Source organism: Streptomyces sp. NPDC051364 (assembly GCF_040682115.1).
Classification (GTDB): domain Bacteria; phylum Actinomycetota; class Actinomycetes; order Streptomycetales; family Streptomycetaceae; genus Streptomyces.
This window is the reverse complement of the sequence record NZ_JBFBAH010000006.1, coordinates 141,722-166,753: the sequence shown is the minus strand read 5'-3', so window position 1 is coordinate 166,753 and position 25,032 is coordinate 141,722. Positions and strand designations below refer to the sequence as shown.

At 71.9% G+C, this 25,032-nt stretch carries 23 protein-coding genes and 1 riboswitch; of the genes, 17 read left to right on the top strand and 6 right to left on the bottom strand.

Annotated elements, in window-relative coordinates; all coding sequences use genetic code 11:
• Positions 1–64 precede the first annotated feature (64 nt).
• Positions 65–1,690: a DUF6350 family protein gene (locus AB0M76_RS15420; protein WP_365953339.1), complete on the top strand. Its 1,626-nt coding sequence runs from the start codon at positions 65–67 to the stop codon at positions 1,688–1,690.
• 39 nt (positions 1,691–1,729) lie between these two features.
• Here the strand turns inward: AB0M76_RS15420 and AB0M76_RS15415 are convergent, their stop codons facing one another.
• Entirely contained in the window at positions 1,730–2,338 is a 609-nt protein-coding gene (locus tag AB0M76_RS15415) for a hypothetical protein (protein WP_365953338.1), read from the bottom strand.
• Positions 2,339–2,550: 212 nt separating this feature from the next.
• Between AB0M76_RS15415 and purN the strand changes: the two genes are divergently transcribed.
• Positions 2,551–3,174, top strand: a complete 624-nt coding sequence (gene purN / locus AB0M76_RS15410; RefSeq protein ID WP_365953337.1) for a phosphoribosylglycinamide formyltransferase — start codon at positions 2,551–2,553, stop codon at positions 3,172–3,174.
• A complete protein-coding gene (gene purH, locus AB0M76_RS15405; RefSeq protein ID WP_365953336.1) occupies positions 3,171–4,760 on the top strand; it encodes a bifunctional phosphoribosylaminoimidazolecarboxamide formyltransferase/IMP cyclohydrolase in 1,590 nt (529 codons plus the stop codon). The genes purN and purH overlap by 4 nt, the downstream gene beginning before the upstream one ends.
• 101 nt (positions 4,761–4,861) lie before the next feature.
• Here the strand turns inward: purH and AB0M76_RS15400 are convergent, their stop codons facing one another.
• On the bottom strand, positions 4,862–5,542 hold the full coding sequence (locus tag AB0M76_RS15400) for a hypothetical protein (protein ID WP_365953335.1): 681 nt from the start codon (positions 5,540–5,542) through the stop codon (positions 4,862–4,864).
• Positions 5,543–5,798: 256 nt separating this feature from the next.
• Between AB0M76_RS15400 and AB0M76_RS15395 the strand changes: the two genes are divergently transcribed.
• The 6 genes from AB0M76_RS15395 to AB0M76_RS15370 all read left to right on the top strand — a co-directional run bounded on the left by AB0M76_RS15395 (position 5,799) and on the right by AB0M76_RS15370 (position 11,553).
• The gene (locus tag AB0M76_RS15395; RefSeq protein ID WP_365953334.1) at positions 5,799–6,662 is read left to right on the top strand and encodes a bifunctional methylenetetrahydrofolate dehydrogenase/methenyltetrahydrofolate cyclohydrolase; all 864 of its coding nucleotides are present in this window, start codon (positions 5,799–5,801) and stop codon (positions 6,660–6,662) included.
• The gene (locus AB0M76_RS15390) at positions 6,652–7,206 is read left to right on the top strand and encodes a DUF3017 domain-containing protein (RefSeq protein WP_365953333.1); all 555 of its coding nucleotides are present in this window, start codon (positions 6,652–6,654) and stop codon (positions 7,204–7,206) included. Before AB0M76_RS15395 ends, AB0M76_RS15390 begins: the two co-directional genes overlap by 11 nt.
• A gap of 271 nt (positions 7,207–7,477) precedes the next feature.
• Positions 7,478–8,467 carry a malate dehydrogenase gene (locus AB0M76_RS15385; RefSeq protein WP_266626289.1) on the top strand — a complete coding sequence of 330 codons (990 nt, stop codon included), beginning with the start codon at positions 7,478–7,480 and terminating at the stop codon, positions 8,465–8,467.
• 151 nt (positions 8,468–8,618) lie between these two features.
• Positions 8,619–10,373, top strand: a complete 1,755-nt coding sequence (locus AB0M76_RS15380) for a hypothetical protein (RefSeq protein ID WP_365953332.1) — start codon at positions 8,619–8,621, stop codon at positions 10,371–10,373.
• A complete protein-coding gene (locus AB0M76_RS15375; protein WP_365953331.1) occupies positions 10,363–10,764 on the top strand; it encodes a hypothetical protein in 402 nt (133 codons plus the stop codon). Before AB0M76_RS15380 ends, AB0M76_RS15375 begins: the two co-directional genes overlap by 11 nt.
• A gap of 153 nt (positions 10,765–10,917) precedes the next feature.
• Positions 10,918–11,553: a hypothetical protein gene (locus AB0M76_RS15370; RefSeq protein ID WP_365953330.1), complete on the top strand. Its 636-nt coding sequence runs from the start codon at positions 10,918–10,920 to the stop codon at positions 11,551–11,553.
• Positions 11,554–11,590: 37 nt separating this feature from the next.
• On the opposite strand, the gene AB0M76_RS15365 is transcribed toward AB0M76_RS15370, so the two are convergent.
• A complete protein-coding gene (locus AB0M76_RS15365) occupies positions 11,591–12,094 on the bottom strand; it encodes a carboxymuconolactone decarboxylase family protein (protein WP_365953329.1) in 504 nt (167 codons plus the stop codon).
• Positions 12,095–12,140: 46 nt separating this feature from the next.
• Between AB0M76_RS15365 and AB0M76_RS15360 the strand changes: the two genes are divergently transcribed.
• Positions 12,141–13,535, top strand: a complete 1,395-nt coding sequence (locus AB0M76_RS15360; protein WP_365953328.1) for a PLP-dependent aminotransferase family protein — start codon at positions 12,141–12,143, stop codon at positions 13,533–13,535.
• A gap of 116 nt (positions 13,536–13,651) precedes the next feature.
• Here the strand turns inward: AB0M76_RS15360 and AB0M76_RS15355 are convergent, their stop codons facing one another.
• Positions 13,652–14,488, bottom strand: coding sequence for a hypothetical protein (locus AB0M76_RS15355; RefSeq protein ID WP_365953552.1), 837 nt, complete (start codon positions 14,486–14,488; stop codon positions 13,652–13,654).
• A gap of 97 nt (positions 14,489–14,585) precedes the next feature.
• Between AB0M76_RS15355 and AB0M76_RS15350 the strand changes: the two genes are divergently transcribed.
• Both AB0M76_RS15350 and AB0M76_RS15345 read left to right on the top strand, forming a co-directional pair.
• Positions 14,586–14,930, top strand: coding sequence for a hypothetical protein (locus tag AB0M76_RS15350; RefSeq protein ID WP_365953327.1), 345 nt, complete (start codon positions 14,586–14,588; stop codon positions 14,928–14,930).
• A gap of 5 nt (positions 14,931–14,935) precedes the next feature.
• The gene (locus AB0M76_RS15345) at positions 14,936–16,129 is read left to right on the top strand and encodes a glutathionylspermidine synthase family protein (protein ID WP_365953326.1); all 1,194 of its coding nucleotides are present in this window, start codon (positions 14,936–14,938) and stop codon (positions 16,127–16,129) included.
• Between the two features lie 61 nt (positions 16,130–16,190).
• Here the strand turns inward: AB0M76_RS15345 and rocD are convergent, their stop codons facing one another.
• The gene (rocD, locus tag AB0M76_RS15340) at positions 16,191–17,399 is read right to left on the bottom strand and encodes an ornithine--oxo-acid transaminase (RefSeq protein WP_365953325.1); all 1,209 of its coding nucleotides are present in this window, start codon (positions 17,397–17,399) and stop codon (positions 16,191–16,193) included.
• Between the two features lie 146 nt (positions 17,400–17,545).
• A riboswitch (ZMP/ZTP riboswitch) is annotated at positions 17,546–17,636 on the top strand.
• Between the two features lie 35 nt (positions 17,637–17,671).
• Here rocD and glyA point away from each other — a divergent pair.
• The 4 genes from glyA to AB0M76_RS15320 all read left to right on the top strand — a co-directional run bounded on the left by glyA (position 17,672) and on the right by AB0M76_RS15320 (position 21,934).
• On the top strand, positions 17,672–18,940 hold the full coding sequence (gene glyA, locus AB0M76_RS15335; protein ID WP_365953324.1) for a serine hydroxymethyltransferase: 1,269 nt from the start codon (positions 17,672–17,674) through the stop codon (positions 18,938–18,940).
• 152 nt (positions 18,941–19,092) lie between these two features.
• Positions 19,093–20,106, top strand: a complete 1,014-nt coding sequence (gene trpS, locus AB0M76_RS15330; protein ID WP_365953323.1) for a tryptophan--tRNA ligase — start codon at positions 19,093–19,095, stop codon at positions 20,104–20,106.
• Positions 20,107–20,238: 132 nt separating this feature from the next.
• Positions 20,239–20,856, top strand: a complete 618-nt coding sequence (locus tag AB0M76_RS15325; protein WP_365953322.1) for a 2'-5' RNA ligase family protein — start codon at positions 20,239–20,241, stop codon at positions 20,854–20,856.
• Between the two features lie 169 nt (positions 20,857–21,025).
• A complete protein-coding gene (locus AB0M76_RS15320; protein ID WP_365953321.1) occupies positions 21,026–21,934 on the top strand; it encodes a YihY/virulence factor BrkB family protein in 909 nt (302 codons plus the stop codon).
• A 5-nt stretch (positions 21,935–21,939) separates the two neighbouring features.
• Here AB0M76_RS15320 and AB0M76_RS15315 read toward each other — a convergent pair whose 3' ends face one another.
• A complete protein-coding gene (locus AB0M76_RS15315) occupies positions 21,940–23,193 on the bottom strand; it encodes a D-alanyl-D-alanine carboxypeptidase (RefSeq protein WP_365953320.1) in 1,254 nt (417 codons plus the stop codon).
• A 251-nt stretch (positions 23,194–23,444) separates the two neighbouring features.
• Here AB0M76_RS15315 and AB0M76_RS15310 point away from each other — a divergent pair, with 251 nt between their 5' ends.
• A complete protein-coding gene (locus AB0M76_RS15310; protein WP_365953319.1) occupies positions 23,445–24,992 on the top strand; it encodes a recombinase family protein in 1,548 nt (515 codons plus the stop codon).
• The last annotated feature ends 40 nt before the right edge of the window (positions 24,993–25,032 follow it).

Below are 25,032 nucleotides of genomic sequence, written 5' to 3'. Positions count from 1 at the left end.
GAGCGACACCACGGACATTCGCCTGTTACTAGCCCATAGCGCGTGTCGTTGGCACCATGGCGGGGTGACCCAAGTGACCGAACGCGGCACCCCGTTGCCGACGGCGTTGCCGCCCGCCCCGCGGGCCGCCGCCGGGCGGCGCCGTTCGCCGGCCGCCGCGGCCTGTGTGCTGGGCGGGGCCGTGGCCGCCGGGCTGGGGCTCGGCTTCCTCGCCGTGCTCGTCATCGTGCTGTGGATCAGCTCCCCGTACCCCGACAGCGGCCCCGGCGGCGCCCTGCACCTGGCCGCCGGGCTCTGGCTGCTCGCCCACGGGACCGAGCTCGTCCGGTACGAGACCCTCTCCGGGGTCCCGGCCCCCGTCGGGGTGACCCCGCTGCTGCTCGTCGCGTTGCCCGCCCTGCTCATGCGCCGGGCCGCCCGCCTCGGCAGCGCCTCGGGGGACGGCAGCGACGGGGACGAGGTCCTGCCCGCCGGCGCCGTCTTCTCCGCCGTGACCTGCGGATACCTCTCCGTCGGATCGCTGGCCACCGTCTATGCGGCCGGCGGCCCCATGCCCGCCGACCCGCTCAGCGCGGCCTGGCACGTCCCGCTGGTCGCCGTGCTCGCCGCCGCCGGCGGGGTGTGGGCGGCCAAGGGGCGTCCGGTGGGGCCGCTGCCCGAGTGGGTGCCAGGGGGCGTACGGAGGGCCGTCGCACGCCCCCGCTACGCCCTCGCGCTGCGCGCCGGAGCCGCCGGGGCCCTCGTCCTCCTGGGCGGCGGCGCGCTGCTCGTCGGGGCCTCGCTCGCCTGGCACGCCGCGGAGGTTCAGGGGTCCTTCCTGACGCTGACCGGGGTCTGGTCCGGCCGCTTCGCCGTCCTGCTCCTCGCCCTTGCGCTGCTCCCGAACGCCGTGGTGTGGGGCGCGGCCTACTCCCTGGGGCCCGGCTTCGCCCTCGGCGCCGGCGCGACCGCGACCCCGCTCGGCTTCGCCGGAGTACCCGCGCTGCCGAGGTTCCCGCTGCTGGCGGCGCTGCCGCCGGAGGGGCCGGGGACGCTGCTGACCTGTGCGACCGCCGGGGTGCCGCTGGTGGCCGGGCTGGCAGTCGGGTGGTTCGCAGTACGCCGGGCGCGTGAAGTCTCGTACAGGGAAACCGCTCTGACGGCTGCTCTGGGCGCCCTCGTGTGCGCGCTGGTGCTGGCCGGGCTCGCGGCGGCCTCGTCGGGGCCGCTCGGCTCGCGGGGGCTGGCGAGCTTCGGCCCGGTGTGGTGGGCGACCGGCGCGGCGGCCTTCGCGTGGACGCTGCTCCCGGCGGTGCCGGTGGCGGTGGCCGTGCACTCCTGGCGGAACCGGCCCGCCCGGCAGGCGGACGCGATCGCCATGGAGGGGGAGGACGAGTGGCACGACAGCGGCGGACGGGAGCTGCGCTGGGAGGCCCTGCGGCGTGCCGCGGGCGCCCTGATCCCCGACCTGACCCAGGACGCGCCGCCGGCCCCCGCCGAGCCCGTGCCCGCCGCCCCGGCCCCCGCCGCACCCGCCGCACCCGTCAAACCATCGCGCCGGTTCACCGTCGTGACGGGACTTCACCTGGACCTGACGCCGGCTCCGGTCCCGGCGGAGCAGGCCCCGCCACAGGAACCCGAGCCGTCCGGGTCACTCGTACCGCCCGTGACCGGCGCCCGCGTACTGGCCCGCCGCAAGCCCCCGGCCTGAGCCGGCGGAATCGCAACCGGTGGCCGCTGCTGCCGGACGCTACTGCTGGACCTTGAGGATCTTGCCGAGCATGTTGTCCGGCAGCAGCGTGTTGCACTGCAGCTCCGCCGACTTCGTGAGGGCGTCCTCGCGGCAGATGTAGAAGTCCTTGTACGCCAGCTGCAAGCCGTACGAGCTCAGGGCCAGCAGGATCGCCAGCGAGGCCGTGACCAGCCCGCCGAGCGCCGCCGTCCGCTGGGGGCGGGCGGCCGGCCCGAGCGCCGCCAGGCCCCCCTGGGCGGCGGGGCCCGCCACGGCGTCGGCCCTCGCGTCCGACGCGGATCCGGCCGCCGGCCTTCCGCGCAGCCCGCTGATCCCCCAGTACATGGCGAGCGCACCCAGCAGCAGCCCCACCGACGGGATCCCGAAGATCCCGAAGAAGAAGCCCCACATGCCGGCCAGCAGCGCGTACCGGGCGCGCCGCTGGACCGGGTCCGTCGGGTCCCAGCGCACGGGTCCGCTCGGGCCCGTCCCGGGGTCCTCACCGGGGCGGCCGCCATCGCCGTCGCCACCGCTGCGCGGCTGCCACGGCTGGTCGGGCCGGCCTTCCGGGGGAGCCGCGAAGGGGTTGTCGTCAGTGGAGGAGTCGGGCTGGCGGCGATCCGGCATCGAGTGCGTTTCTTCCCCTGTGTCGTGGCCGTTTGCGGCTTGTACGCCAGACGCTACCGCCCGCCCGTCCCCCCGTCCCTCGGGGGCTGTCCGGTGTGCCGGTATCGTTGCAGGCGGTCGGCGGCTTCGTAGGGTCCCCCGTATTTCGGGATACCGAAGTTTTGTCTGATCACACAAGATGTATGGAAGCATTCCCGCAGAAAGGGCCTCCCATGGCCGCCTCCCGCCTGGTCGTGCTGGTCTCCGGTTCCGGCACCAACCTCCAGGCCCTGCTCGACGCCATCGACGCCCACCCGGGCGGATCCGAGGGCTTCGGCGCCGAAGTCGTCGCCGTGGGGGCCGACCGCGAGAACATCGTCGGCCTGGAGCGGGCCGAGAAGGCGGGGATCCCCACCTTCGTGTGCCCGGTCAAGGCGTACGGGACCCGTGAGGAGTGGGACGCCGCCCTCGCCGAGGCGACCGCCGCCCACGCGCCGGACCTCGTCGTGTCCGCCGGGTTCATGAAGATCGTGGGCGCGTCGTTCATCGGCCGCTTCGGCGGCCGCTTCATCAACACGCACCCCGCCCTCCTCCCGGCCTTCCCGGGCGCCCACGGCGTACGGGACACCCTCGCCTACGGCGCGAAGGTCACCGGCTGCACGGTCCACTTCGTGGACGCCGGCGTGGACACCGGTCCGATCATCGCCCAGGGTGTCGTCGAGGTCCGGGACGAGGACGACGAAGCCGCTCTGCACGAGCGCATCAAGGAAGTCGAGCGCCAGCTGCTCGTCGACGTCGTGGGGCGCCTGGCCCGGCACGGCTACCGCATTGAGGGACGAAAGGTAACAATCCAGTGACCGCCGTAGAGAGCAGCACCACCTCGTCGAGCTCGTCGAAGCGACCGATCCGGCGCGCGCTCGTCAGTGTCTACGACAAGACGGGACTGGAGGAGCTGGCCCGCGGCCTGCACGAGGCGGGCGTCGCGCTCGTCTCCACCGGCTCCACCGCCTCCAAGATCGCCGCCGTCGGCGTGCCCGTCACCAAGGTCGAGGAGCTCACCGGCTTCCCCGAGTGCCTGGACGGCCGGGTCAAGACCCTGCACCCGCGCGTGCACGCCGGCATCCTCGCCGACCTGCGCCTGGAGGACCACCGGAGCCAGCTCGCCGAGCTCGGCATCGAGCCGTTCGACCTGGTGATCGTCAACCTCTACCCGTTCCGGGAGACCGTCGCCTCGGGCGCCACCCCCGACGAGTGCGTCGAGCAGATCGACATCGGCGGCCCGTCGATGGTCCGCGCCGCCGCCAAGAACCACCCCTCGGTCGCCGTCGTCACCAGCCCCGCCCGGTACGCCGACGTCCTCGCCGCGGCCCAGGGCGGCGGCTTCGACCTCACCGCGCGCAAGCGGCTGGCGGCCGAGGCCTTCCAGCACACCGCCGCGTACGACGTCGCCGTGGCCTCCTGGTTCACGAATGCGTACGCCCCGGAGCCGGAGGCCGTGCTGCCCGAGTTCCTGGCCGGCGCGTGGGACCGCAAGTCCACCCTCCGCTACGGCGAGAACCCGCACCAGGCCGCCGCGCTGTACACGGACGGGCAGCCGGGCGGGCTCGCCAACGCCGAGCAGCTGCACGGCAAGGAGATGTCCTTCAACAACTACGTGGACACCGAGGCCGCCCGCCGTGCCGCGTACGACCACGACGAGCCCTGCGTCGCGATCATCAAGCACGCCAACCCGTGCGGCATCGCCATCGGTGCGGACGTCGCCGGCGCGCACCGCAAGGCCCACGCCTGCGACCCGCTCTCGGCCTTCGGCGGCGTCATCGCGGTCAACCGCCCGGTGACCGTCGAGCTCGCCGAGCAGGTCGCGGAGATCTTCACCGAGGTCATCGCCGCCCCGGCGTATGAGGACGGCGCGGTCGAGATCCTGGCCAAGAAGAAGAACATCCGCGTCCTGAAGGTCGACGGCACCCCGCAGCAGCCCGGTGACCTGAAGCCGATCTCCGGCGGCGCGCTGCTCCAGCAGAGCGACCTCTTCCAGGCCGAGGGTGACGACCCGAAGAACTGGACCCTCGCCACCGGCGACGCCCTCTCCCCGGAGGAGCTCGCCGAGCTCGCCTTCGCGTGGAAGGCCTGCCGGGCCGTCAAGTCCAACGCGATCCTGCTCGCCAAGGACGGCGCCTCGGTCGGCGTCGGCATGGGACAGGTCAACCGCGTCGACTCGGCGAAGCTCGCCGTCGAGCGGGCGGGCGCCGAGCGCGCGCAGGGCTCGTACGCCGCCTCCGACGCCTTCTTCCCCTTCCCGGACGGGCTGGAGATCCTGACCGCCGCGGGCATCAAGGCCGTGGTCCAGCCGGGCGGTTCGGTCCGTGACGAGCAGGTCGTCGAGGCTGCGAAGGCGGCCGGAGTGACCATGTACTTCACCGGCACCCGGCACTTCTTCCACTGAGCACCGGGCGCCGGGCCGGCGCCCCGAGTACGGCGAAGGCCGCCACCCGCAGCACTGCGGGTGGCGGCCTTCGCCGTACTGACGGGGTCTTGTGCTGCGTCCTAGTACTGCGGGCGCCGGAAGTACGCGCCGGCGGCCGAGTTGGCCAGACCGACGAGGACCCACAGGGCCAGTCCGAACTGGATCAGGGCCAGGAGCAGCGAGAACACGACGGCCCCCGCCACCGTGTCGCTGCCGAGCGCCACGAAGTTGACGATCAGGCTGATCCCGGAGAAGAGGGTCATCAGCGAGCCGTAGATGATGCCGGAGACCCGGACACCGCCGCGGCCCTTGCCCAGCTTGGCGGCGGTCAGGATGGGCCACAGCGCCAAGGCCAGAGCGAAGATGCCGGCGACGACGATCACGCCGCCCGCGAGCGCGCCCGCGTCGCTCGCCGAGGAGCCGTAGTCCGAGGAGCTGGAGGAGCCCGAGAACGCCGAGGCGAACAGGGCCCCGCCGAGAAGGACGACGATCCCGCCCAGGACCTGGAGACCACCGACGATGAACAGGATGACGCGAGCGGCCTTCACCCCGCCGGGCATGGGCATCTGGGCGCCCGGGTATCCGCCGGGACCCGCCGGGTAAGCCTGGTTCGGGTAGCCCATCGGTGCCTGCTGCGGGTAGGCGTAGCCACCCTGCGGCGGGACGCTGGGCGGTGCCTGCTGGGGGTAGCCGTAGCCGGGCTGCCCCTGCGGGGCCGGCTGCTGCTGCCCGTACGGGTTGTTCGGGTCGCCGAAGCTCATCTTGGGGTGTTCCTCCGTGGAAGTGCGGGGACGCACGGCACGCACGGAGGAAAATACTGCGATTTGCGGTCCACCCCCCGGCACTGCCCGCGGCACTCTTTCGTTCATCGTCGTCCGATCGGGCCGGAGTTGTCCAGCCGCGGTGCGACCGACCCGTCACTTGTTGTGCAAGTGCAATGAATGGTTCAAGCCTGTGACGAACCCGCGGCGGCCCCACGACTGGAACCGGGGGCGTCCCATCCGGGAGGATGGGTCCATGACCGCCCAGATTCTCGATGGCAAGGCCACCGCCGCCGCGATCAAGTCCGAACTGACCGCCCGCGTGGCGGCGCTCAAGGCCCGGGGCATCACCCCCGGCCTCGGCACCCTGCTGGTCGGCGACGACCCGGGCAGCCGCTGGTACGTCAACGGCAAGCACAAGGACTGCGCCGAGGTCGGCATCGCGTCCATCCAGCGCGAACTGCCCGCGACGGCCTCCCAGGAGGACATCGAGGCGGTCGTACGGGAACTCAACGCGAACCCGGAGTGCACCGGCTACATCGTCCAACTCCCGCTCCCCAAGGGCATCGACACCAACCGGGTCCTGGAGCTGATGGACCCGGCCAAGGACGCCGACGGCCTGCACCCGATGTCACTCGGCCGGCTGGTGCTGAACGAGCCGGGCCCGCTGCCCTGCACCCCGTACGGAATCGTCCGGCTGCTGCGCCACCACGGCATCGAGATCAACGGCGCGCACGTGGTGCTCCTCGGCCGCGGCATCACCGTCGGGCGCTCCATGGGCCTGCTGCTGACCCGCAAGTCGGAGAACGCCACCGTGACCCTGTGCCACACCGGCACCCGCGACCTGCCCGCCCAGCTGCGCCAGGCGGACATCGTCGTCGCGGCCGCCGGCGTCCCGCACCTGGTCAAGCCGGAGGACGTGAAGCCCGGCGCGGCCGTCCTGGACGTGGGCGTCAGCCGCGACGAGCACGGCAAGATCGTCGGCGACGTGCACCCGGGCGTCGCCGAGGTGGCCGGCTGGATCTCCCCCAACCCGGGCGGAGTCGGTCCGATGACCCGCGCGCAGCTGCTCGTGAACGTCGTCGAGGCGGCGGAACGGACGTCGACCAGTGCAGGCTGAGCACGAAGCGGAAGCCGGGACCGGCGCCGACTCGGGGACCGGCGCCGGCGCCGGCATCGGCCCCGGGGCCGGCATCGGCGGCGGCGCCGACACCGGCGCCACGTCCGAAGCCGGCCGTGGCGCCGAAGCCGCCGCGGCCGGGGCCGCGGGCACGGAGGCCGCGAAGTCGCGCCGCTTCCCCTCCGTCACCCAGGACACGGCCCGCCCCGAGGGCCACGGCCGCGCCGCGCCCGGGGACGCCCTCGCGGCGCGCCAGTGGCCGATGCTCAGCGTGCTCGCCGCGACCGCGGTCGGACTGCTCCTGACCGCGCTGGGACACCCCCGCGCCGGCTGCCTGGTGATCGGCGTGGCGCTGATCACGGCCTCCGTACTGCGGCGCGTGCTGCCGTCGGTGGGGATGCTCGCGGTGCGCTCCCGCTTCACGGACATGGTCACGTACGGGCTGCTGGGGGTGGCGATCACGCTGCTTGCGCTGGTGATGGAGCCCAGGCCGTTGCTGGAGATCCCGTTCCTGGAGAGCGCGGTCCGCTTCACGGTCCGCTGAGGCGCCCACGGAGGCCCGCCGAGCCTTTCGTACGCCTGCGCGACACCCGTCCGGCGGTACTGGATGGCTGAAAAGCGGGGGGAAATCCCGCTCCGCGCCTTCGAACTCCCGGTCCGTGTGCCGTGCACCACACAGACCGGGGGATTGGGCCGCCGGAAGGTCGGATAGCCTGACGCCGGATGTCTCTTCACGTCAAGATTCGCAGGGGAGCGGCGTCCGCCAGCACATGGGGCGGGGACGCCCCACCGCCAGCTGTCTAACGGAGAAGGCCATGACCCGCACTCCCGTGAATGTCACCGTCACCGGCGCCGCCGGCCAGATCGGCTACGCGCTGCTCTTCCGCATCGCTTCCGGTCACCTGCTCGGCGCGGACGTGCCGGTCAAGCTCCGTCTTCTGGAGATCCCCCAGGGCATGAAGGCCGCCGAGGGCACCGCCATGGAGCTCGACGACTGCGCCTTCCCGCTGCTCAAGGGCATCGACATCTTCGACGACCCGAACGCGGGCTTCGAGGGTGCGAACGTCGCCCTGCTCGTGGGCGCCCGCCCGCGCACCAAGGGCATGGAGCGCGGTGACCTGCTCGCCGCCAACGGCGGCATCTTCAAGCCGCAGGGCGCCGCGATCAACGCGCACGCCGCGGACGACATCAAGGTCCTGGTCGTGGGCAACCCGGCCAACACCAACGCGCTCATCGCGCAGGCCGCCGCCCCGGACGTACCGGCCGAGCGCTTCACCGCGATGACCCGCCTGGACCACAACCGCGCGATCTCGCAGCTCGCCGCGAAGACCGGCACCGCCGTCTCCGACATCAAGCGCCTCACCATCTGGGGCAACCACTCGGCGACCCAGTACCCGGACATCTTCCACGCGGAGATCGCCGGCAAGAACGCCGCCGAGGTCGTCAGCGACGAGCTGTGGCTCGCCGACACCTTCATCCCGACCGTCGCCAAGCGCGGCGCCGCGATCATCGAGGCCCGTGGCGCGTCCTCGGCCGCCTCGGCCGCCAACGCCGCCATCGACCACGTCCACACGTGGGTCAACGGCACCGCCGCGGGCGACTGGACCTCCATGGGCATCCCGTCGGACGGCTCCTACGGCGTCCCTGAGGGCATCATCTCCTCCTTCCCCGTCACCACCAAGGACGGCAAGTACGAGATCGTCCAGGGCCTGGACATCAACGAGTTCTCCCGCACCCGCATCGACGCCTCGGTCGCCGAGCTCGTCGAGGAGCGCGACGCGGTCCGCGAGCTCGGCCTGATCTGATCCGATCCGGCCGATCCGATCCGGCCGGTCTGATCCGAAACGCCTGAAAGGGCCCCGGCGCACTGCGCGCCGGGGCCTTTTGGCGTGAACCACCCTGTCCCTCACCCCACCCGCCCCGTACGGTTTCCCTCCTCCCGACCGAGGGGAACTCGTGAGCGGCACACCGGACGGCAGGACTCCCGTGGATCCGGCGGTATCGGAGGCGGGACGCCTCCTGTGCGCCGGCACCTACCTCGACGCCGCCTACCGCGACCGGGTGATCGAGGAGCTGTACGTCCACGAGGAACGGTTCCCCGCCCCCTCGTACGGGTTCGACGCAGCCCGCGTACTCGCCCACGCCCTGCGTGCCCTGCGCACCGAAGTGGCCTGGTCGGCTGCGATCGTCGCGGCGTGGGGCCTCGGCCTTTTCCTCACCCGTGCGTTCTTCGTCTTCCTGCTCGTCCCGGCGCTGCTCCTGAGCGGGGCCGGGCGGATCAAGAAGCGCCGCGAGCGGAACGGCCGTGGCGGCGGCCGGGTCTTCGAATGGATCCTGCGCGGCTGCGCCTGCTTCCTCCTCGGCCGCATCCTGTGGGGTGTGCTCCGCGGGTTCTTCGCGGACGACGCGAGCAACGGGGACAACCTGGACCTCAGCGACCTCGGCACGTACCTGACCCAGCTTCTGCAGACCGACCCGCCGGCCGTCTTCCTGGAGATCCCGAGGATCGGCCAGGTATACGGGGAGGCCTACTCGTGGACGGTCGTCCTGATCGTCGTGCTGGTCACGGTCCTCGTCGGCCTGCAGCGCGGGCACTTCGCGCAGATCATCCGCTCCTCGCTCAGCCGGGCACAGTACGAGGACCGGTCCGGCGACCCCGCGGCGGGCCGGCGCTTCGAGCGGGCCCGGGAGGACATCGAGCGCGCCCAGCACGCGCCGCTGGTCCTTTACGACGTCGGCAATCCGTTCTGCGGCGCCGGCAAGGCCCATCTGCCGTGGCAGCTCGCCGTGGAGCTGCGCCCGCGCACCGGGGCGGGAGCCCGGCGCCTCGACAACGAACGGATCATCGAGCAGATCCGGCCCAGGCTGGAGGCCCTGCGGACCCCCTCGCCGCGCGGTTCCGAGGCGGCGGACGACGCCGTACTGGACCGGCTGCGCGAGCTGGTCGTCGACGAGTGCGTGTTCCTGCCGGCCGCCGGAGTGCCCGACGTGGACGCGGTGGACCTGTCCGCGGAGGCCTTCGCCGAGCACCGCGCCGCCGCGGTCGAGGAGGGCGGCGAGCGGCGCCGGCACTTCCTGCGCGTCCGGATCGGCGGCTGGGACGAGAACCTCGTCATCACCGTCTTCATCCGGGTCCACACGCAGGGCGGCATGCTGATGCTGGAGGTCGCGCCGCACGTGCTGCTGCCGGTGCGGCCCGATTTCCAGCGGGCCGACGACATCGCCCGCCGGTACCGCCGCAACACCCCCGTGGCCAAGGTGCTCCTGGCCCTCACCCATGCGCCCGGCTCCCTCGGCGTGGCCCTCGCGACGCTGGGCGGGGCCTGCCGGGTCCCGTGGCGGCTGGCGACCGCCGGGCACGGCGTCGCGTACGCGGCGGGGCCGGCCGCCTCCGTACGCGAACTGGCGTCGCAGGAGGACGGATCGCTGTTCCAGCTGATGGACCTGGACCGGTACCTGAAGACCATCCAGGAGCGGATCGTCGGCGGCGTGACGCTGGCGCTGCACGACGCGGGCTGGCACACCGAGGAGTTCGCGGAGCGCGCCGTCAACGTCGCGGAAGGCGGGGTGTTCATCCAGTCGGTGAGCAACAGCGCCTTCGGGATCCACGGCGTGAGCCACAACAGCACGGTGAACAACGGGACGACGGACAAGGCGGAACGCAAGGACGGGCGCGTGCGCGCGGGCAAGGAGAGCAGAAGTGGCAAGTAGCGCAGACGCCGGGCAGCCGCTGCCCTCGGTGCGGATCGGCGACGTGCAGGGCAGCGCCTTCAGCATCGGCGGCACGGACGTCGGCAACAGCACGGTCAACCACGCCGGTACGGACCCGGGCACAGGTGCGGCCGGCCCGACCGCGGAGGAGCTGCTGGAGGCCGTACGAGACCTCCGCGCGGCCCTCGTACGGCTGCCGCGCAGCGACGGGCGGGCCGCCCTCGATGCCGAACTGGACGCGGCGGCCCAGGAGTTGGAGTCGGCGGGCGAGGAGTTCCGGCCGGGCCTGCCCGCCCGGCTGCGCGGGGCGCTGGAACGGTGGGCCCCGCTGGTGGACTCGGTGAGCGCGGCCACGGCGCTGGCCGCCCTGCTGACCTCGTTCGGGGGGTGATCCGTGGCCCCGGAGAGCGGCCCCGTCCGCTGGAACCCGCAGTCGCAGCAGTGGGAGCGCCCGGAGGACCCGGAGCGGCGCAGCCGACGGGGGCGCCCTGAGCCCGGGGCCGGGCGCGGGGAGCCAGGACCCGGGGGGCCGAAGCTCCCGCCGATGCCGGCCTACCCGCCGGGCACCGAGCCGCCGGACCCGGAGGACGCGGACACCGCGGCCGACGCCCCGCCCGCGCAGCGCACGGGGCGCCGGTGGCGGCTCCGCCTCGGGATCGCGATCGGCGTGGCGGTGACCGTCGGCGGGGCCGCGCTGGCGACCTCGTACCTGATGGCGGACCCGACGACGGCGCTGCCCGACGGGTACAAGGTGCTGCGCAGTGCCGGGTCGGGCTTCCAGGTCGCGGTCCCGGACGACTGGCAGCTCAGCACCTCCGAGAGCGGCACCGCAGCCGGCACGGTGTTCCGCCCCGAGACGGGCCGGGACAGCCTGCTCCAGGTCCTCCGGATCACCAGCGGCCCCGACAACCCGTGCGAGGTCCTGGTCGAGGGCACCAAGGAGCTGAGTTCCCGGGACGGCTTCCGGCGGATCTCGCTCGAATCGAGGGACACCACGGGCTGCGAGATCGTCTACGAACTCCCCGACGGGAGCCTGAACGAGACCGTGCACGCCGTCGGGCGGCTGACCGTCGCGTCCGACGGCAGCCGCTGGGTGCTCATGGGGTTCGGCCCGGTCGCCGAGGCCAAGGCCGTCCGCACGCGCGTGGCGGCGGCCCTGGGCTCGTTCCGGCCGGACTGACAGCGGTCGTCAGTCCGGCCGCCGGACCGGCTGCCCGCTACTTGAACATGCCCGGCGTGTAGTGGCCCGGGACCATGCGGGTGGTCACCGCGAAGCGGTTCCAGACGTTGATCGTCGCGATCACGGCGATCAGCTGGGCGAGCTCCTTCTCCTCGAAGTGCTTCGCGGCCCTCTCGTACACCTCGTCGGGAACGAACCCGTCGGTCAGGACGGTCACGGCCTCGGTCAGCTCGAGCGCCGCGGCCTCCTTCTCGGTGTAGAAGTGGCGCGACTCCTCCCAGGCGGCGAGCTGGACGATCCGCTCGACGCTCTCGCCCGCGGCGAGCGCGTCCTTCGAGTGCATGTCCAGGCAGAACGCGCAGTGGTTGAGCTGCGAGGCGCGGATCTTGACCAGCTCGACCAGGACCGGGTCCAGGCCCTTCTTCGAGGCGATCTCCAGGCCCACGATGGCCTTGTAGACCTCGGGTGCGTGCTGGGCCCAGCCCATGCGGGGGGTGTGCTCGGGTGCGTGTGCGGCGGTGTGTTCGTGCGTGGTGGTCATGTCTCCACCCTAGGCAGCAGGCGGCCCGCCGATATGGTCCATATCCATGACGGAATCATGGGCCACTTTCGGTGCCGACCTGCATCTGGACCTCTCCGCCGGGCGAGGTCTGCGGGCCGGTCTCGCCGACGCGCTGCGCGAGGCCGCGCGCAGCGGGCGGCTGGCGCCCGGGACCCGGCTGCCGTCCTCACGGTCGTTCGCCGCCGACCTCGGGATCGCGCGCAACACGGTCGCGGAGGCGTACGCCGAGCTCGTCGCCGAGGGCTGGCTGACGGCCCGGCAGGGCTCGGGCACCCGGGTCGCCGAACGGGCCCGGCCGCGGCGGCCCGCGGGCGCCGCCCGGGTCCGGCATCCCGAGCGGCGGCGGCCCTCGTACAACCTGCAGCCGGGCACCCCGGACCTGGGCGGCTTCCCGCGCGCCGCCTGGCTGACGGCCGCCCGGCGGGCGCTGACGGACGCGCCGAACGATGCCTTCGGGTACGGGATCGACGCGCGGGGCCGGGTGGAGCTGCGGGAGGCGCTCGCCGGGTACCTGGCGCGGGCGCGCGGGGTGTACGCGGACCCGGAGCGGATCGTGCTGTGCGCGGGGTTCGTGCATGCCCTGACGCTGCTGGCGGGGGTGCTGCGGGCGCGGCGGGTACGGGAGGTGGCGGTGGAGGGGTACAGCCTCGACCTGCACCGGGACCTGCTGACGGGAGCGGGGCTGCGGACCCGGCCGCTGACGGTGGACGCCTCGGGGGCGCGGACGCCGGACCTGTCCGCCGAGTCGGGGGCGGTGCTGCTGACCCCCGCCCATCAGTTCCCCACCGGGGCGGCACTGACCCCGGCCCGGCGGGCGGCGGCGGTCGACTGGGCCCGGACCACGGGCGGGCTGATCCTGGAGGACGACTACGACGGGGAGTTCCGCTACGACCGCCAGTCGGTGGGGGCGTTGCAGGGACTGGACCCGGACCGGGTGGTGTACCTCGGCACGGCGAGCAAGTCGCTCGCGCCGGGGCTGCGGATGGGGTGGATGGTGGTGCCGCCGGGGCTGCTGGACGAGGTCGTCGCGGCGAAGGGGCGGACCGACTGGACGTCGAGTGCGCTGGACCAGCTGACGCTCGCGGAGTTCATCCGGTCCGGGGCGTACGACCGGCACGTGCGCGGGATGCGGCTGCGGTACCGGAGGCGCCGGGACGAGCTGGTCGCGGCCGTCTCCGGCCGGGTGGCGGTGTCGGGCATCGCGGCGGGCCTGCACGCGGTGCTGGACCTCCCGGCGGGGACGCAGGCCTCGGTGCTCCGGGCCGCGGCCTGGCAGGACCTGGCCCTGGAGACCCTGTCCCGCTACACCCACCCGGAGGCGGGGTTTCCGCCCCGCGAGGCGCTGGTGGTGGGCTACGGGACCCCATCGACGAGCGCATGGTCCCCGACGCTGGCGGCCCTGCTTTCCGCTCTGCCGTGACGCGTGCGGGTGCGGGTGCGGGGGCCGGTGCGGGTGCCGGTCCCGGTGCGGCGCCGTTGCAGGGGCTCCGCCCCCGAGCCTCCGCCCCCGAGCCTCCGCCCCCGAGCCCCCGCGCCTCAGACGCCGGCGGGGCCGGGTTCCGTCGGGGGTTCGCCGAAGCGGGTCAGGAGGAGGGCTCCGGCGACCGATACCGCGAAGCCGAGGACGGCCAGCCAGGTCAGGCCCTCGCGGGTGCGGTCGCCGAGCCAGACCACCCCGACCACCGCCGGGCCGATCGTTTCGCCGATCACCATGCCCGCCGTGGCCGTCGTCACCGAGCCCCGCTGCAGCGCCGAGGTGAGCAGCAGGAACGCCGCGCCCCCGCCCAGCAGCAGTGCGTACAGCGCCGGGTTCGTGAGCGACGCGAACGAGATGTCGTCGATGAGGCGGACCGCCACCTCCACCACCCCGAAGCCCGTCCCCGCCGCCAGGCCGAGGACCAGCGCCCGGGAGCGGTCCGGGAGTCCGCCGGCCGCGGCCCCCACCAGCAGCACCAGCCCCGCCACCACCAGCAGCCCCAGCTGCAGCGCGAACGACCCCGTCCCCGAGCCCTCCTCGCCCGACGCCAGCCCCAGCATCGCCAGCCCCGCGCACACCACGCCCACCGCGCCCCACTCGGCCCCGCGCAGCCGTACGTGCAGCAGCCACGCCGAGACCACCGCCGTCACCGCGAGGCTCGCCGCCAGCGCCGCCCCCACCGTGTAGATCGGGATGTTCTTCAGCGCCACGATCTGGAGGACGAACCCGGCCGCGTCCAGCCCCAGGCCCAGCACGTACCGCCACTGCCGTGCCGCCCGCAGCAGCAGTGCCGTGTCCACCCCCGACCCGGTTCCCGGCTCCACCGCCCGCGCGGCCATCGCCTGAAGGACCGACGCCGTGCCGAAGCAGACCGCCGCACCGAGCGCGCAAACCATCCCAAGAAGCACGAATTGACTCTAGGTCATGGAGGTGATGAGAGGGTTTCGACGGCCGGATTCCATCGCTTCGCCGCCCCGTTCTAGTCTGTCCGCCATGGATGGCATGGACGACAGCAGCAGCAGCAGTAGTAGTAGAAGCAGCACCACCCGACGCCGTATGCGCTCCGGCAGCGTCGCCCTCGGCGGCATGGGCCTGCTCGCCGCCGCCCTCGTGGCCTGCGGCAGCAGCAGCGAGCCCGACAAGCGCTGCGTGGACCGCGCCACCATGGAGAAGCTGAACAGCAAGGAGTGCAAGAGCGGCAGCGGAAGCAGCAGCAGCCGCGGCGTGTACTACTACGGCGGCAGCGTCTCCAACAACCGGGTCAGCGGCGGCAGCTTCGACAAGTCCGCCGTCACCCGCGGCGGCATCGGCGGCCACTCCAGCTCCAGCGGCGGCTGAACCGCGTGCGCCGTCACACCATCGAGCCGCGCCCCGACTGGCAGAAGACCGTCGAGGAGCAGGGGCTCGTCTACCCGCTCACCCGCTACCCCGACGACTCCCTGCGCCCCTACTGGGACGAGAGCGCGTACTACTCCTTCTCGCTCCCCGAGGTCGAGGCGCTGGAGAACGTCGTCGAGGAGCTGCACGCCATGTGCCTGGCCGCGGCCGCGCACATCGTGGAGCACGACCGCTTCGCGGACCTCGGCATCACCGACCCGCACCTCGCGGAGCGCATCGCCGAGTCCTGGCGCCGACGCGCCGAACAGCCGTCCCTGTACGGCCGGTTCGACCTGCGCTACGAGGGCGACGGCAGCCCGGCCAAGATGCTGGAGTACAACGCCGACACCCCCACCTCCCTCGTGGAGGCGGCCAGTCCGCAGTGGTTCTGGATGGAGGAGCGCTTCCCCGGCGCCGACCAGTGGAACTCCCTCCACGAGCGGCTCGTCGAGGCCTGGCGCCGGCAGGCGGAGCTGCTGCCGCCCGGCCCGCTGCACTTCGCGCACTCCGAGACCGACGAGCTCGGCGAGGACCTGATGACGGTCGCCTACCTCCAGGAGACCGCCGAGCAGGCGGGCCTGGAGACCGAGGCGCTGGCCGTCGAGCAGATCGGCTGGGACAGCCTGTCCGGCCGGTTCGTGGACCAGAAGCTCGGCTTCATCCGCAGCTGCTTCAAGCTCTACCCGTGGGAATGGCTGGCCACCGACGCGTTCGGCCCGCAGGTCCTCGGTACGTACGACCACGGCGGCGGAACCGGGACCACCACCTGGATCGAGCCACTGTGGAAGATGCTGCTGTCCAACAAGGCACTGCTGGCGATCCTGTGGGAGCTCTTCCCGGAGCACCCGAACCTGCTGCCGGCCTACCTCGACGGCCCGCGCGAGCTCGCGGAGACCACCGGGTACGCCGCGAAGCCCCTGCTGGGCCGCGAGGGCGCAGGGGTCACCCTGCACCCGGCCGGCGGCGGCGAGCCGTTCGTACCGGACGAGGGCGAGGCGTACGTCTTCCAGGGCCTGGCCCCGCTGCCCGACTTCGACGGCAACCGCGTGGTGCTCGGCGCGTGGGTCGTGGAGGAGGAGGCGGCGGGCCTCGGCATCCGCGAGTCGGCGGGCCCGGTCACGGACGAATACGCCCGCTTCCTGCCGCACGTCATCCTGTAGCCGCAAGCGCGGCCGGGGACCTGCCCGGTTCCCGGCCGCGCCCGCGGTGGCGGATCCGGGGTCAGCCGGCTGCGAGCACGGACCGCAGCTGGTCCAGGCCCCAGTCCAGGTCCTCCTTGCTGATCACCAGCGGCGGCGCGATCCGGATCGTCGACCCGTGCGTGTCCTTGACCAGCACGCCCAGCTCCATCAGCCTCTCGGAGATCTCCCGGCCCGTGCCGTGCCCCGGGGCGATGTCGACGCCGGCCCAGAGCCCGCGCCCGCGTACGGCGGTCACCGCACCCCCGCCGACCAGCAGGTTCAGCTCCCGGTGCAGGTGGTCGCCGAGCTCGGTGGCGCGCTGCTGGTACTCGCCGGTGCGCAGCATCGCGATCACCTCCAGGGCGACCGCGCAGGCCAGCGGGTTGCCGCCGAAGGTGGAGCCGTGCTCGCCGGGCCGGAACACCCCGAGCACGTCCCGGTCGGCGACGACGGCCGACACCGGGACCACGCCGCCGCCCAGCGCCTTGCCGAGGATGTACACGTCCGGCACGACCTCCTCGTGCTCGCACGCGAACGTCTTCCCGGTCCGGCCCAGCCCCGACTGGATCTCGTCCGCCATGAACAGCACGTTCCGCTCGCGCGTGAGCTCCCGTACGCCCCGCAGGTACCCGGCGGGCGGCACCAGCACCCCCGCCTCGCCCTGGATCGGCTCCAGCAGCACGGCCACGGTGTTCGCCGTGACGGCCGCGGCGAGCGCGGTGAGGTCCCCGTACGGGACGATCTCGAACCCCGGCGTGTAGGGCCCGTAGTGGTCGCGGGCCTCGTGGTCCGTCGAGAAGCTCACGATCGTCGTCGTCCGGCCGTGGAAGTTGCCTGACGCGACCACGATCTTGGCCTGCCCGTCCGGGACGCCCTTGACCTCGTAACCCCACTTGCGCGCGGTCTTCACCGCCGTCTCCACGGCCTCCGCACCCGTGTTCATCGGCAGCACCATCTCCTTGCCGCACAGCGCGGCGAGCTCGGTGCAGAAGTCGGCGAACCGGTCGTGGTGGAAGGCCCGCGACGTGAGGGTGACCCGCTCCAGCTGCGCCTTGGCGGCGTCGAGCAGACGCCGGTTGCCGTGGCCGAAGTTGAGCGCCGAGTAGCCCGCGAGCATGTCCAGGTAGCGGCGGCCCTCCACGTCGGTCATCCACGCGCCTTCCGCGGACGCCACGACGACGGGCAGCGGGTGGTAGTTGTGCGCGCTGTGGGCCTCGGCGGAACGCATGGCTTCAGCAGTTGTCGACACGGGGTCTCCGATCGTCGGTCAGGCGGGCCGGGTGACAGGGGTGACGAGGGTGGTGCCACCGGCGTCACATCACCTTGTATACGGCTATACGTCGCTCGTATACCGGACGGGGAAACCTTTCCTGTGGACCGCCCGCTAAGGTGGGCGGCACGCACGGCGACTGGCGTACGGAGAACCAACTCCGGGGGAGTCGTGCGCGCACGACCGCATTCAGGGCCGCTCGCCTGGGCCTCGCGGGGACGAGAACTGACATCGACCCCGGAGGAGCCGCCATGAGCGCGAGCCGCCACCCCGCCCTTCTTGCCACCGACCCCGAGCTGGCGTCCTACGTCACCGCCGAGGAATCCCTGCAGGCGGAGACCCTGCGCCTGATACCCAGTGAGAACTACGTGTCCGCCGCCGTGCTCGAGGCCTCCGGCACGGTGCTGCAGAACAAGTACAGCGAGGGCTACCCGGGCCGCCGCTACTACGAGGGCCAGCAGAACATCGACCGCGTCGAGGCGCTGGCCGTCGAGCGGGCGAAGGGCCTGTTCGGGGTGGACCACGCCAACGTCCAGCCGTACTCCGGCTCGCCGGCGAACCTCGCGGTGTACCTGGCCTTCGCGAAGCCCGGCGACACGGTGATGGGCATGGCCCTGCCGATGGGCGGGCACCTGACGCACGGCTGGGGCGTCTCGGCGACGGGGTCCTGGTTCCGGGGCGTGCAGTACGGGGTGTCCGCCGAGACGGGCCTGATCGACTACGACGCGGTGCGCGACCTCGCGCTCGCGGAGCGCCCGAAGATCATCTTCTGTGGCGGTACGGCGCTCCCGCGCACGATCGACTTCGAGGCGTTCGCCTCGATCGCGCAGGAGGCGGGCTCGATCCTGGTCGCGGACGTGGCGCACATCGCGGGCCTGATCGCGGGCGGGGCGCACCCGTCGCCCGTCGGGCACGTGGACGTGGTCTCCACGACTACCCACAAGACGCTGCGCGGCCCGCGGGGCGCCATGCTGATGTGCCGGGAGGAGCACGCGAAGGCCATCGACAAGGCGGTGTTCCCGGGCCTCCAGGGCGGTCCGCACAACCAGACGACGGCGGGCATCGCGGTGGCGCTGCACGAGGCGGCGCAGCCGTCGTTCGTGACGTACGCGCATGCGGTGGTGGCGAACGCGAAGGCGCTGGCGGCGGCCCTGCTCTCCCGGGGCTTCGACCTGGTCTCGGGCGGTACGGACAACCACCTGATCCTGATGGACCTGACCTCGCGGGGGGTCCCGGGCAAGGTGGCGGCCAAGGCGCTGGACCGCGCGGGGATCGTGGTGAACTACAACACGGTCCCGTTCGACCCGCGCAAGCCGTTCGACCCGTCGGGCATCCGCATCGGCACGCCGTCGCTGACGTCGCGGGGCCTGGGCGTGGAGCACATGCCGGTGGTGGCGGACTGGATCTCCCGAGCCGTGGACGCCGCCGCCAAGTCGGACGAGTCGGCCCTTGCGGCAATCCGCACGGAGGTGGCGGATCTCCTGTCGGCCTTCCCGGCCCCGGGCCTCCCCCTGTCCTGACCCGGGACGTCCTCGAACGCCGGACGGGCTGAAGATGCCGCTGTGCGGCAAATCCAGCCCCGCCGGCGTTTGAGGCGCGGGGTCCGGGGCGGAGCCGCGGGAATCGGTCGGGTGCGGCCCGGCAGGGCTTCGGTACCTGAGAGAATGGAGCCATGGCTTCTGATCGTCCTCGCGCGCTCTCCGGTATCCAGCCCACCTCCGGTTCGTTCCACCTCGGGAACTACCTCGGAGCCATCCGCCAGTACGTCGCCCTGCAGGAGACGCACGACGCCTTCTACATGGTGGTCGACCTGCACGCGATCACCATGCCGCAGGATCCGAAGGATCTCCGCGCGAACACCCGGCTCTCCGCCGCGCAGCTGCTCGCCGCCGGTCTCGACCCCGAGCGCTGCACCCTCTTCATCCAGAGCCACGTCCCCGAGCACGCGCAGCTCGGCTGGGTGATGAACTGCATCACCGGCTTCGGCGAGGCCAGCCGGATGACCCAGTTCAAGGACAAGTCCGCCAAGGGCGGCGTCAACAACGCCACCGTCGGCCTGTTCACGTACCCGATCCTCCAGGTCGCCGACATCCTGCTCTACCAGGCGAACGCCGTCCCCGTCGGCGAGGACCAGCGCCAGCACATCGAGCTGACCCGCGACCTGGCCGAGCGTTTCAACCAGCGCTACGGCCAGACCTTCACCCTCCCCGCCGCGCACATCGTCAAGGAGGTCGCGAAGATCTACGACCTCCAGGACCCGACGATCAAGATGTCGAAGTCCGCGTCGTCCCCCAAGGGCCTGATCAACCTCCTCGACGAGCCCAAGGTCACGGAGAAGAAGATCAAGAGCGCGGTCACCGACACCGAGGCCGAGGTCCGCTTCGACGCCGAGCACAAGCCCGGCGTCAGCAACCTGCTCACGATCTACTCCACCCTCACGGGGGAGCCGATCCCCGCCCTCGAGGCCAAGTACGAGGGCAAGGGCTACGGCGCGCTGAAGACGGACCTGGCCGGTGTGATGGTCGATTTCGTCACACCGTTCAAGCAGCGCACCCAGGAATACCTGGACGACCCGGAGACGCTGGACTCCATCCTCGCCAAGGGCGCGGAGAAGGCCCGCGCGGTCGCCGCCGAGACCCTGGCGCAGGCCTACGACCGCCTCGGCCTGGTCCCCGCCAAGCACTGAACCGGGGCTGACAAATCGGTCAGGGAAAGAGGCCCTGGCAATCCGGGGGGTGCTGGCCCCACACTGGGTCGACAGGACCCGTACACAACCTGTACGCACCGGACGACGGACCGGACGACGGAGGAGACATACGTGGGGACCGTAACGCTCGGCGTTTCGATCGCGGTCCCGGAGCCGTACGGCAGCCAGCTCCAGGAGCTGCGCGCCGGCTTCGGGGACGCTGCCGCGCACGGCATCCCCACGCATGTCACCCTCCTCCCGCCCACCGAGGTGGAGGCGGACCGGCTGCCGGAGATCAGGGCCCACCTGACCGAGGTCGCGGCCGCCTTCGGCCCCTTCGCGATGCGGCTCGCCGGCACCGGCACGTTCCGCCCGCTCTCCCCGGTGGTCTTCGTCCAGGTCGTCGAGGGCGGTACGGGCTGCACCCGGCTCCAGGGCCTGGTCCGCGACCCGGACGGGCCGCTCGACCGGGAGCTGGCGTTCCCGTACCACCCGCACGTCACGGTCGCCCACGGGATCTCCGAGGAGGCGATGGACCTGGCGTTCACGACCCTCGCCGAGTACGCGGCGCAGTGGACCTGCACGGGCTTCGCGCTCTACGAGCAGGGCTCGGACGGGGTCTGGCGCAAGCTGCGCGAGTACCCCTTCGGCAGCGGCCCGATCACCGGCGTCCCGGCGCAGCTCGGGTCACCGGTCGACGAGGCCGCGGGGGCCGCCGGTGCGGCCGGGACCGCCGTACGGCGCTCCTGACGGCGCGGCCTGAGCGTCTGGCGGGCGTGGAACCGGAGCGTGCGCAGGACCAGGGTGTGGAACGGGCGGTCGTCCATCGGACGCGCTTCGCGAAAAGTCACAATCGACGACCGTAGTGCCCAAAACCGGCAATCCTGGCTATTTCCGTCAGCTCCTTTACGGTGACCCTATGGACTGGCTGACGAAACTCCCGGTGATCGGGCCACTCGTGGTACGGCTGATGCGGACGCACGCGTGGCGTGCCTACGAACGCCTCGACCGGGTCCACTGGAGCCGGCTCGCCTCCGCGATCACCTTCATCAGCTTCATCGCGCTCTTCCCCCTGATCACCGTGGCCGCCGCCATCGGCGCGGCGCTGCTCAGCCAGGAGCAGCTGGACCGGCTCCAGAAGAGCCTCGCCGAGCAGGTCCCCGGCATCTCCGAGCAGCTCGACATCAACGGCCTCGTCGCCAACGCGGGCACGGTCGGGCTCGTCGCCGGCGCCCTCCTGCTCGTCACCGGCATCGGGTGGGTCGGCTCGATGCGGGACTGCCTGCGCGCCGTGTGGGACAAGGACGACGAGGACCTGGGCAACCCCGTCGTCCGCAAGGGCAAGGACGCGCTCGTGCTCGTCGGCCTCGGCGGCGTGGGCCTGTGCTCGGCCGCGGCCTCGATCCTCGGCTCCAGCGCGGTCGGCAGATTCGGCAGCTGGCTGGGCGTGCCGCAGCACGGCGCGGGCGGCGCACTCCTGCGGGCCGGCGCCTTCCTCGTCGGCGTCGTGGCGGCCTTCCTGCTCCTGCTCTACGTGCTGACCCTGCTGCCGGGCGTCGAACCGCCGCGCCGCCACCTCATCCAGGCGGCCCTCCTCGGCGCGGCCGGCTTCGAACTGCTGAAACTCCTGCTCAGCGGCTATATGCGCGGGGTCGCCGCGAAGAGCATGTACGGGGCCTTCGGCGTGCCGGTCGCCCTGCTGATCTGGATCAACCTGATGGCGAAGCTGCTGCTGTACTGCTCGGCCTGGACGGCCACCCGCGCCGCCGCGGACGGCGACGGCGCGGAAGACCTCGAGGAGCCCGCGAACCAGGAGCAAGAGGCCTAGGAGGCCTAGGACGCCTGGCCGCCGCCGCTGCGGCGGCCGCGCGGGCCGCGCGGCCAGCGGCGGTTGACGGCGTACGCCCCGCCCGCGATCACGGCCAGCGCCCCGCCCGCGACGCCGAGCGCGGTGCCGACACCGCCGCCCGCGCCCTCGCCGGCCGCCGAGGGGTTGTTCTCGTGCGACTGGGCGGGGGAGCCGAGCGAGGAGGTGTCCGCGCTCTTCGGCGGGACCAGCTCGCCCACCGGCTTGACCTTCCCGATCGCCGCGAAGCCCCAGTCGAAGAGGCCGGCGGTCTCCTCGTAGACGGAGTTCAGGCCGCCCGCGCTCGGGTTCATCACCGTGACCAGCAGCTTCTTGTTGCCCTGCTGCGCCGCGCCGGTGAAGGTGGAGCCGGCCATGGTCGTGTTGCCGTTCTTCACCCCGGCGATGCCCTTGTACGGGGAGAGGCTGCCCGAGCCCGTCATCAGCCGGTTGGTGTTCTGGATCTCGAAGTACTCGCGCGGCTTCCCGGGCTCCTGCAGGCCGGGGAACTTCGCCTCCGCCGTCCCGCAGTACTCACGGAAGTCCTGCTTCTGCAGGCCGGAGCGGGCGATGAGGGTGAGGTCGTACGCGCTCGACACCTGCTCCGGGGCGTCGTACCCGTCGGGGGACACGACGTGGGTGTCGAGGGCCTGGAGCTCCTCGGCGTGCGCCTGCATGTCCTTGACGGTCTTCTCGATGCCGCCGTTCATGGCGGCGAGCACGTGCACGGCGTCGTTCCCGGACCGCAGGAACACCCCGAGCCACAGGTCGTGCACGGAGTACTCGTGGTCCTCCTTGACCCCGACCAGGCTGGAGCCGGCCCCGACGCCCTCCATGTCGTGGTCGGTGACCTTGTGGACCTTGTCCTTCGGGAGGCTGGGCAGCACCGTGTCCGCGAAGAGCATCTTCAGGGTGGAGGCCGGGGGCAGCCGCCAGTGCGCGTTGTTGGCGGCCAGGACCTCGCCGGTCTCGGCGTCGGCCACGATCCACGAACGCCCCGTCAGGTTCGTCGGCAGGGCGGGGGCGCCGGCCAGCGGGTTCACCTGGACGCCCGGCTTGCCGAGCAGAGCTCCGCCGACGGTGGACATAGACGCCGGCGGCCCGGCCGCGGCCGGGGCCTTGGGCGGCTGCCCCTTCCTGTCCTGCGGCGGGGTGGGCGCGGCGTGCGCGGGCACCACGAGCATCGCGGGGACCAGCAGCCCGGCGGAAAGGACCGTCAGCGCGGTCTTCTTGGCAGACACGCAGGTGAAAGTACATCCCGATCGGCTGTCTGCAGCCCGGGACCGGCCAACTTGTCCGAACCACCGCCGGTACAGCCCACCCCGACGCGTCCGTCCTGGGGACCAAACCGATACTGGGGGCATGAAACTCAGCCGCGCCGTCTCCTGGTTCCTGCTCGCCTTCGGAGTGTGGAGCTGGTTCATCTGGAGCACTCGGACACCCTTGCAATAAACCGCTTGCGGATCGTTTCCGCAGATCAGAGGGTGTGGGCATGAGTCAGAGCACGACAGACGACCGGCCATGGGTGGATCTACTCCTACGTAAGTCGAAGGTGGTACGGGAGGGTGAGGACGCCCTGTCCATCCGCGCGCAGGAGGACCGGGGGCGTTCGTGGGCTGATGAGAACGGCTACAGGGTTCGGAAGGTGTGGAAGGAGAACCTTTCGGCGTGGTCGGACGTCAGGCGGCCAAAGTACGACGCTGCTATGGATGCGGTTCTGGCGGGTGAGGTTCCTTGTCTGTGGGTTTACGCGATGGACAGGTTCAGTCGGAAGGGCGCCGAAGCGGTCGTTCCGATCCTCGGTAAGGCGCGCGTGATCTTCGATTACGAACGTCTCGACTCTATGGACGAACGCGACCGACGGTGGATCATCGACCGCGCAGAGAACGCCCGCGAATACTCCAATCGGCTGTCCCACAATGTGACAAACACCAAGGCCAAGCAGCGGAGAGAGGGACGCTGGCTTTCACGCGCGCCCTATGGGCTATCCGTGGACAAGGTCACCAAAAAGCTGTCCCCGGACCGGGCCAAGGTCTCCGGTTTTCGTCACACGCCGTGGCAAATCGTCCTTCGGATCTTCAAGGAGATCGTGGCCGGCATATCGGCGCGAGGATTGGCGATCAAGTTCAACGACGAAGGAATTCCGTCGCCCTGGGGCAAGCCGTGGCGGGCCGAAACAATCCGCTACATCGTGCACAACCCCGTGTATGAGGGTTGGCTCACGGTCACCGTAAATCGAAAGCCCGTGCCCTACCTGGACGACAACGGGAGGCGCGTCATCGTCGCTGCGGACAAGCGCAAGATGATTCCGGCGGCCACCGCAGAGAAGGCCCGGCAGGTGCTCAAGGGGCATTTGATCCTGGATAACACCCCCGTGGCAGGGCGCCCGAAGTATCCGCTGACCGAACGAACGCGGTGCGCCGGTTGCGACTACGCAATGACGCTCAACGGCACTTCGTATCAGTGCAGCGGGCCGGATTGCCCAAGCCCGGCCATGGCCTACCGGCCACCGCTCGAAGCGTATGTCTTGGATCGCTGGCACGCTCGCCTGAGTGCCGCGGACAACGAAGACCCCCTTCTGAGCATCATTGCGGACCGTCTCTACGAGCTTCGACATCCCAAGGAGTCAACGGAGCTGCGTGAGGCGCAAGCGGCCGTCCGTGAGGCGAACGCGGCCTTGGACAAGTTCCACCAGGACGACCGGGACGGCTTCTACAAGGGCCGGTCTGCTCGGTACCGCCTACCCACGAAGCGAGAGGCAGAAGAGAAGTTGGACGCTGCCGAAGCGCGAGTCAAGGAACTGACCGGCGGAAGCACGACGGATGTGACATTCCTTTTGGAGGGGCATTCCGTGGGGGCGTGGGAAGCCGCGGACGACGCGATGAAGCGTGATCTGATCGGGCTTGCCATCGACTACGTGAAGGTGTGCAAGGCCCCAGAGGGAAGCGGCCGGTTCGATGGACCGAACCGAGTTGAAATCGTCTGGGCGACGGTGGATGACGACGACCCTGACCAGGAAGACCTAGCAGAAGCGGCGTAGCCCCACTGAGCCCCGCTAGCCCCCTTCGGGCCGGCGGGGT

Excerpts from the sequence above, each read along its gene's own strand:
- AB0M76_RS15415 (WP_365953338.1), bottom strand. The coding sequence starts at position 2,338 with ATGCCGGATCGCCGCCAGCCCGACTCCTCCACTGACGACAACCCCTTC.
- purN (WP_365953337.1), top strand. The coding sequence starts at position 2,551 with ATGGCCGCCTCCCGCCTGGTCGTGCTGGTCTCCGGTTCCGGCACCAAC.
- AB0M76_RS15400 (WP_365953335.1), bottom strand. The coding sequence starts at position 5,542 with ATGAGCTTCGGCGACCCGAACAACCCGTACGGGCAGCAGCAGCCGGCC.
- AB0M76_RS15395 (WP_365953334.1), top strand. The coding sequence starts at position 5,799 with ATGACCGCCCAGATTCTCGATGGCAAGGCCACCGCCGCCGCGATCAAG.
- AB0M76_RS15385 (WP_266626289.1), top strand. The coding sequence starts at position 7,478 with ATGACCCGCACTCCCGTGAATGTCACCGTCACCGGCGCCGCCGGCCAG.
- AB0M76_RS15370 (WP_365953330.1), top strand. The coding sequence starts at position 10,918 with ATGCCGGCCTACCCGCCGGGCACCGAGCCGCCGGACCCGGAGGACGCG.
- AB0M76_RS15365 (WP_365953329.1), bottom strand. The coding sequence starts at position 12,094 with ATGACCACCACGCACGAACACACCGCCGCACACGCACCCGAGCACACC.
- AB0M76_RS15360 (WP_365953328.1), top strand. The coding sequence starts at position 12,141 with ATGACGGAATCATGGGCCACTTTCGGTGCCGACCTGCATCTGGACCTC.
- AB0M76_RS15355 (WP_365953552.1), bottom strand. The coding sequence starts at position 14,488 with ATGGTTTGCGCGCTCGGTGCGGCGGTCTGCTTCGGCACGGCGTCGGTC.
- AB0M76_RS15350 (WP_365953327.1), top strand. The coding sequence starts at position 14,586 with ATGGATGGCATGGACGACAGCAGCAGCAGCAGTAGTAGTAGAAGCAGC.
- glyA (WP_365953324.1), top strand. The coding sequence starts at position 17,672 with ATGAGCGCGAGCCGCCACCCCGCCCTTCTTGCCACCGACCCCGAGCTG.
- trpS (WP_365953323.1), top strand. The coding sequence starts at position 19,093 with ATGGCTTCTGATCGTCCTCGCGCGCTCTCCGGTATCCAGCCCACCTCC.
- AB0M76_RS15320 (WP_365953321.1), top strand. The coding sequence starts at position 21,026 with ATGGACTGGCTGACGAAACTCCCGGTGATCGGGCCACTCGTGGTACGG.
- AB0M76_RS15310 (WP_365953319.1), top strand. The coding sequence starts at position 23,445 with ATGAGTCAGAGCACGACAGACGACCGGCCATGGGTGGATCTACTCCTA.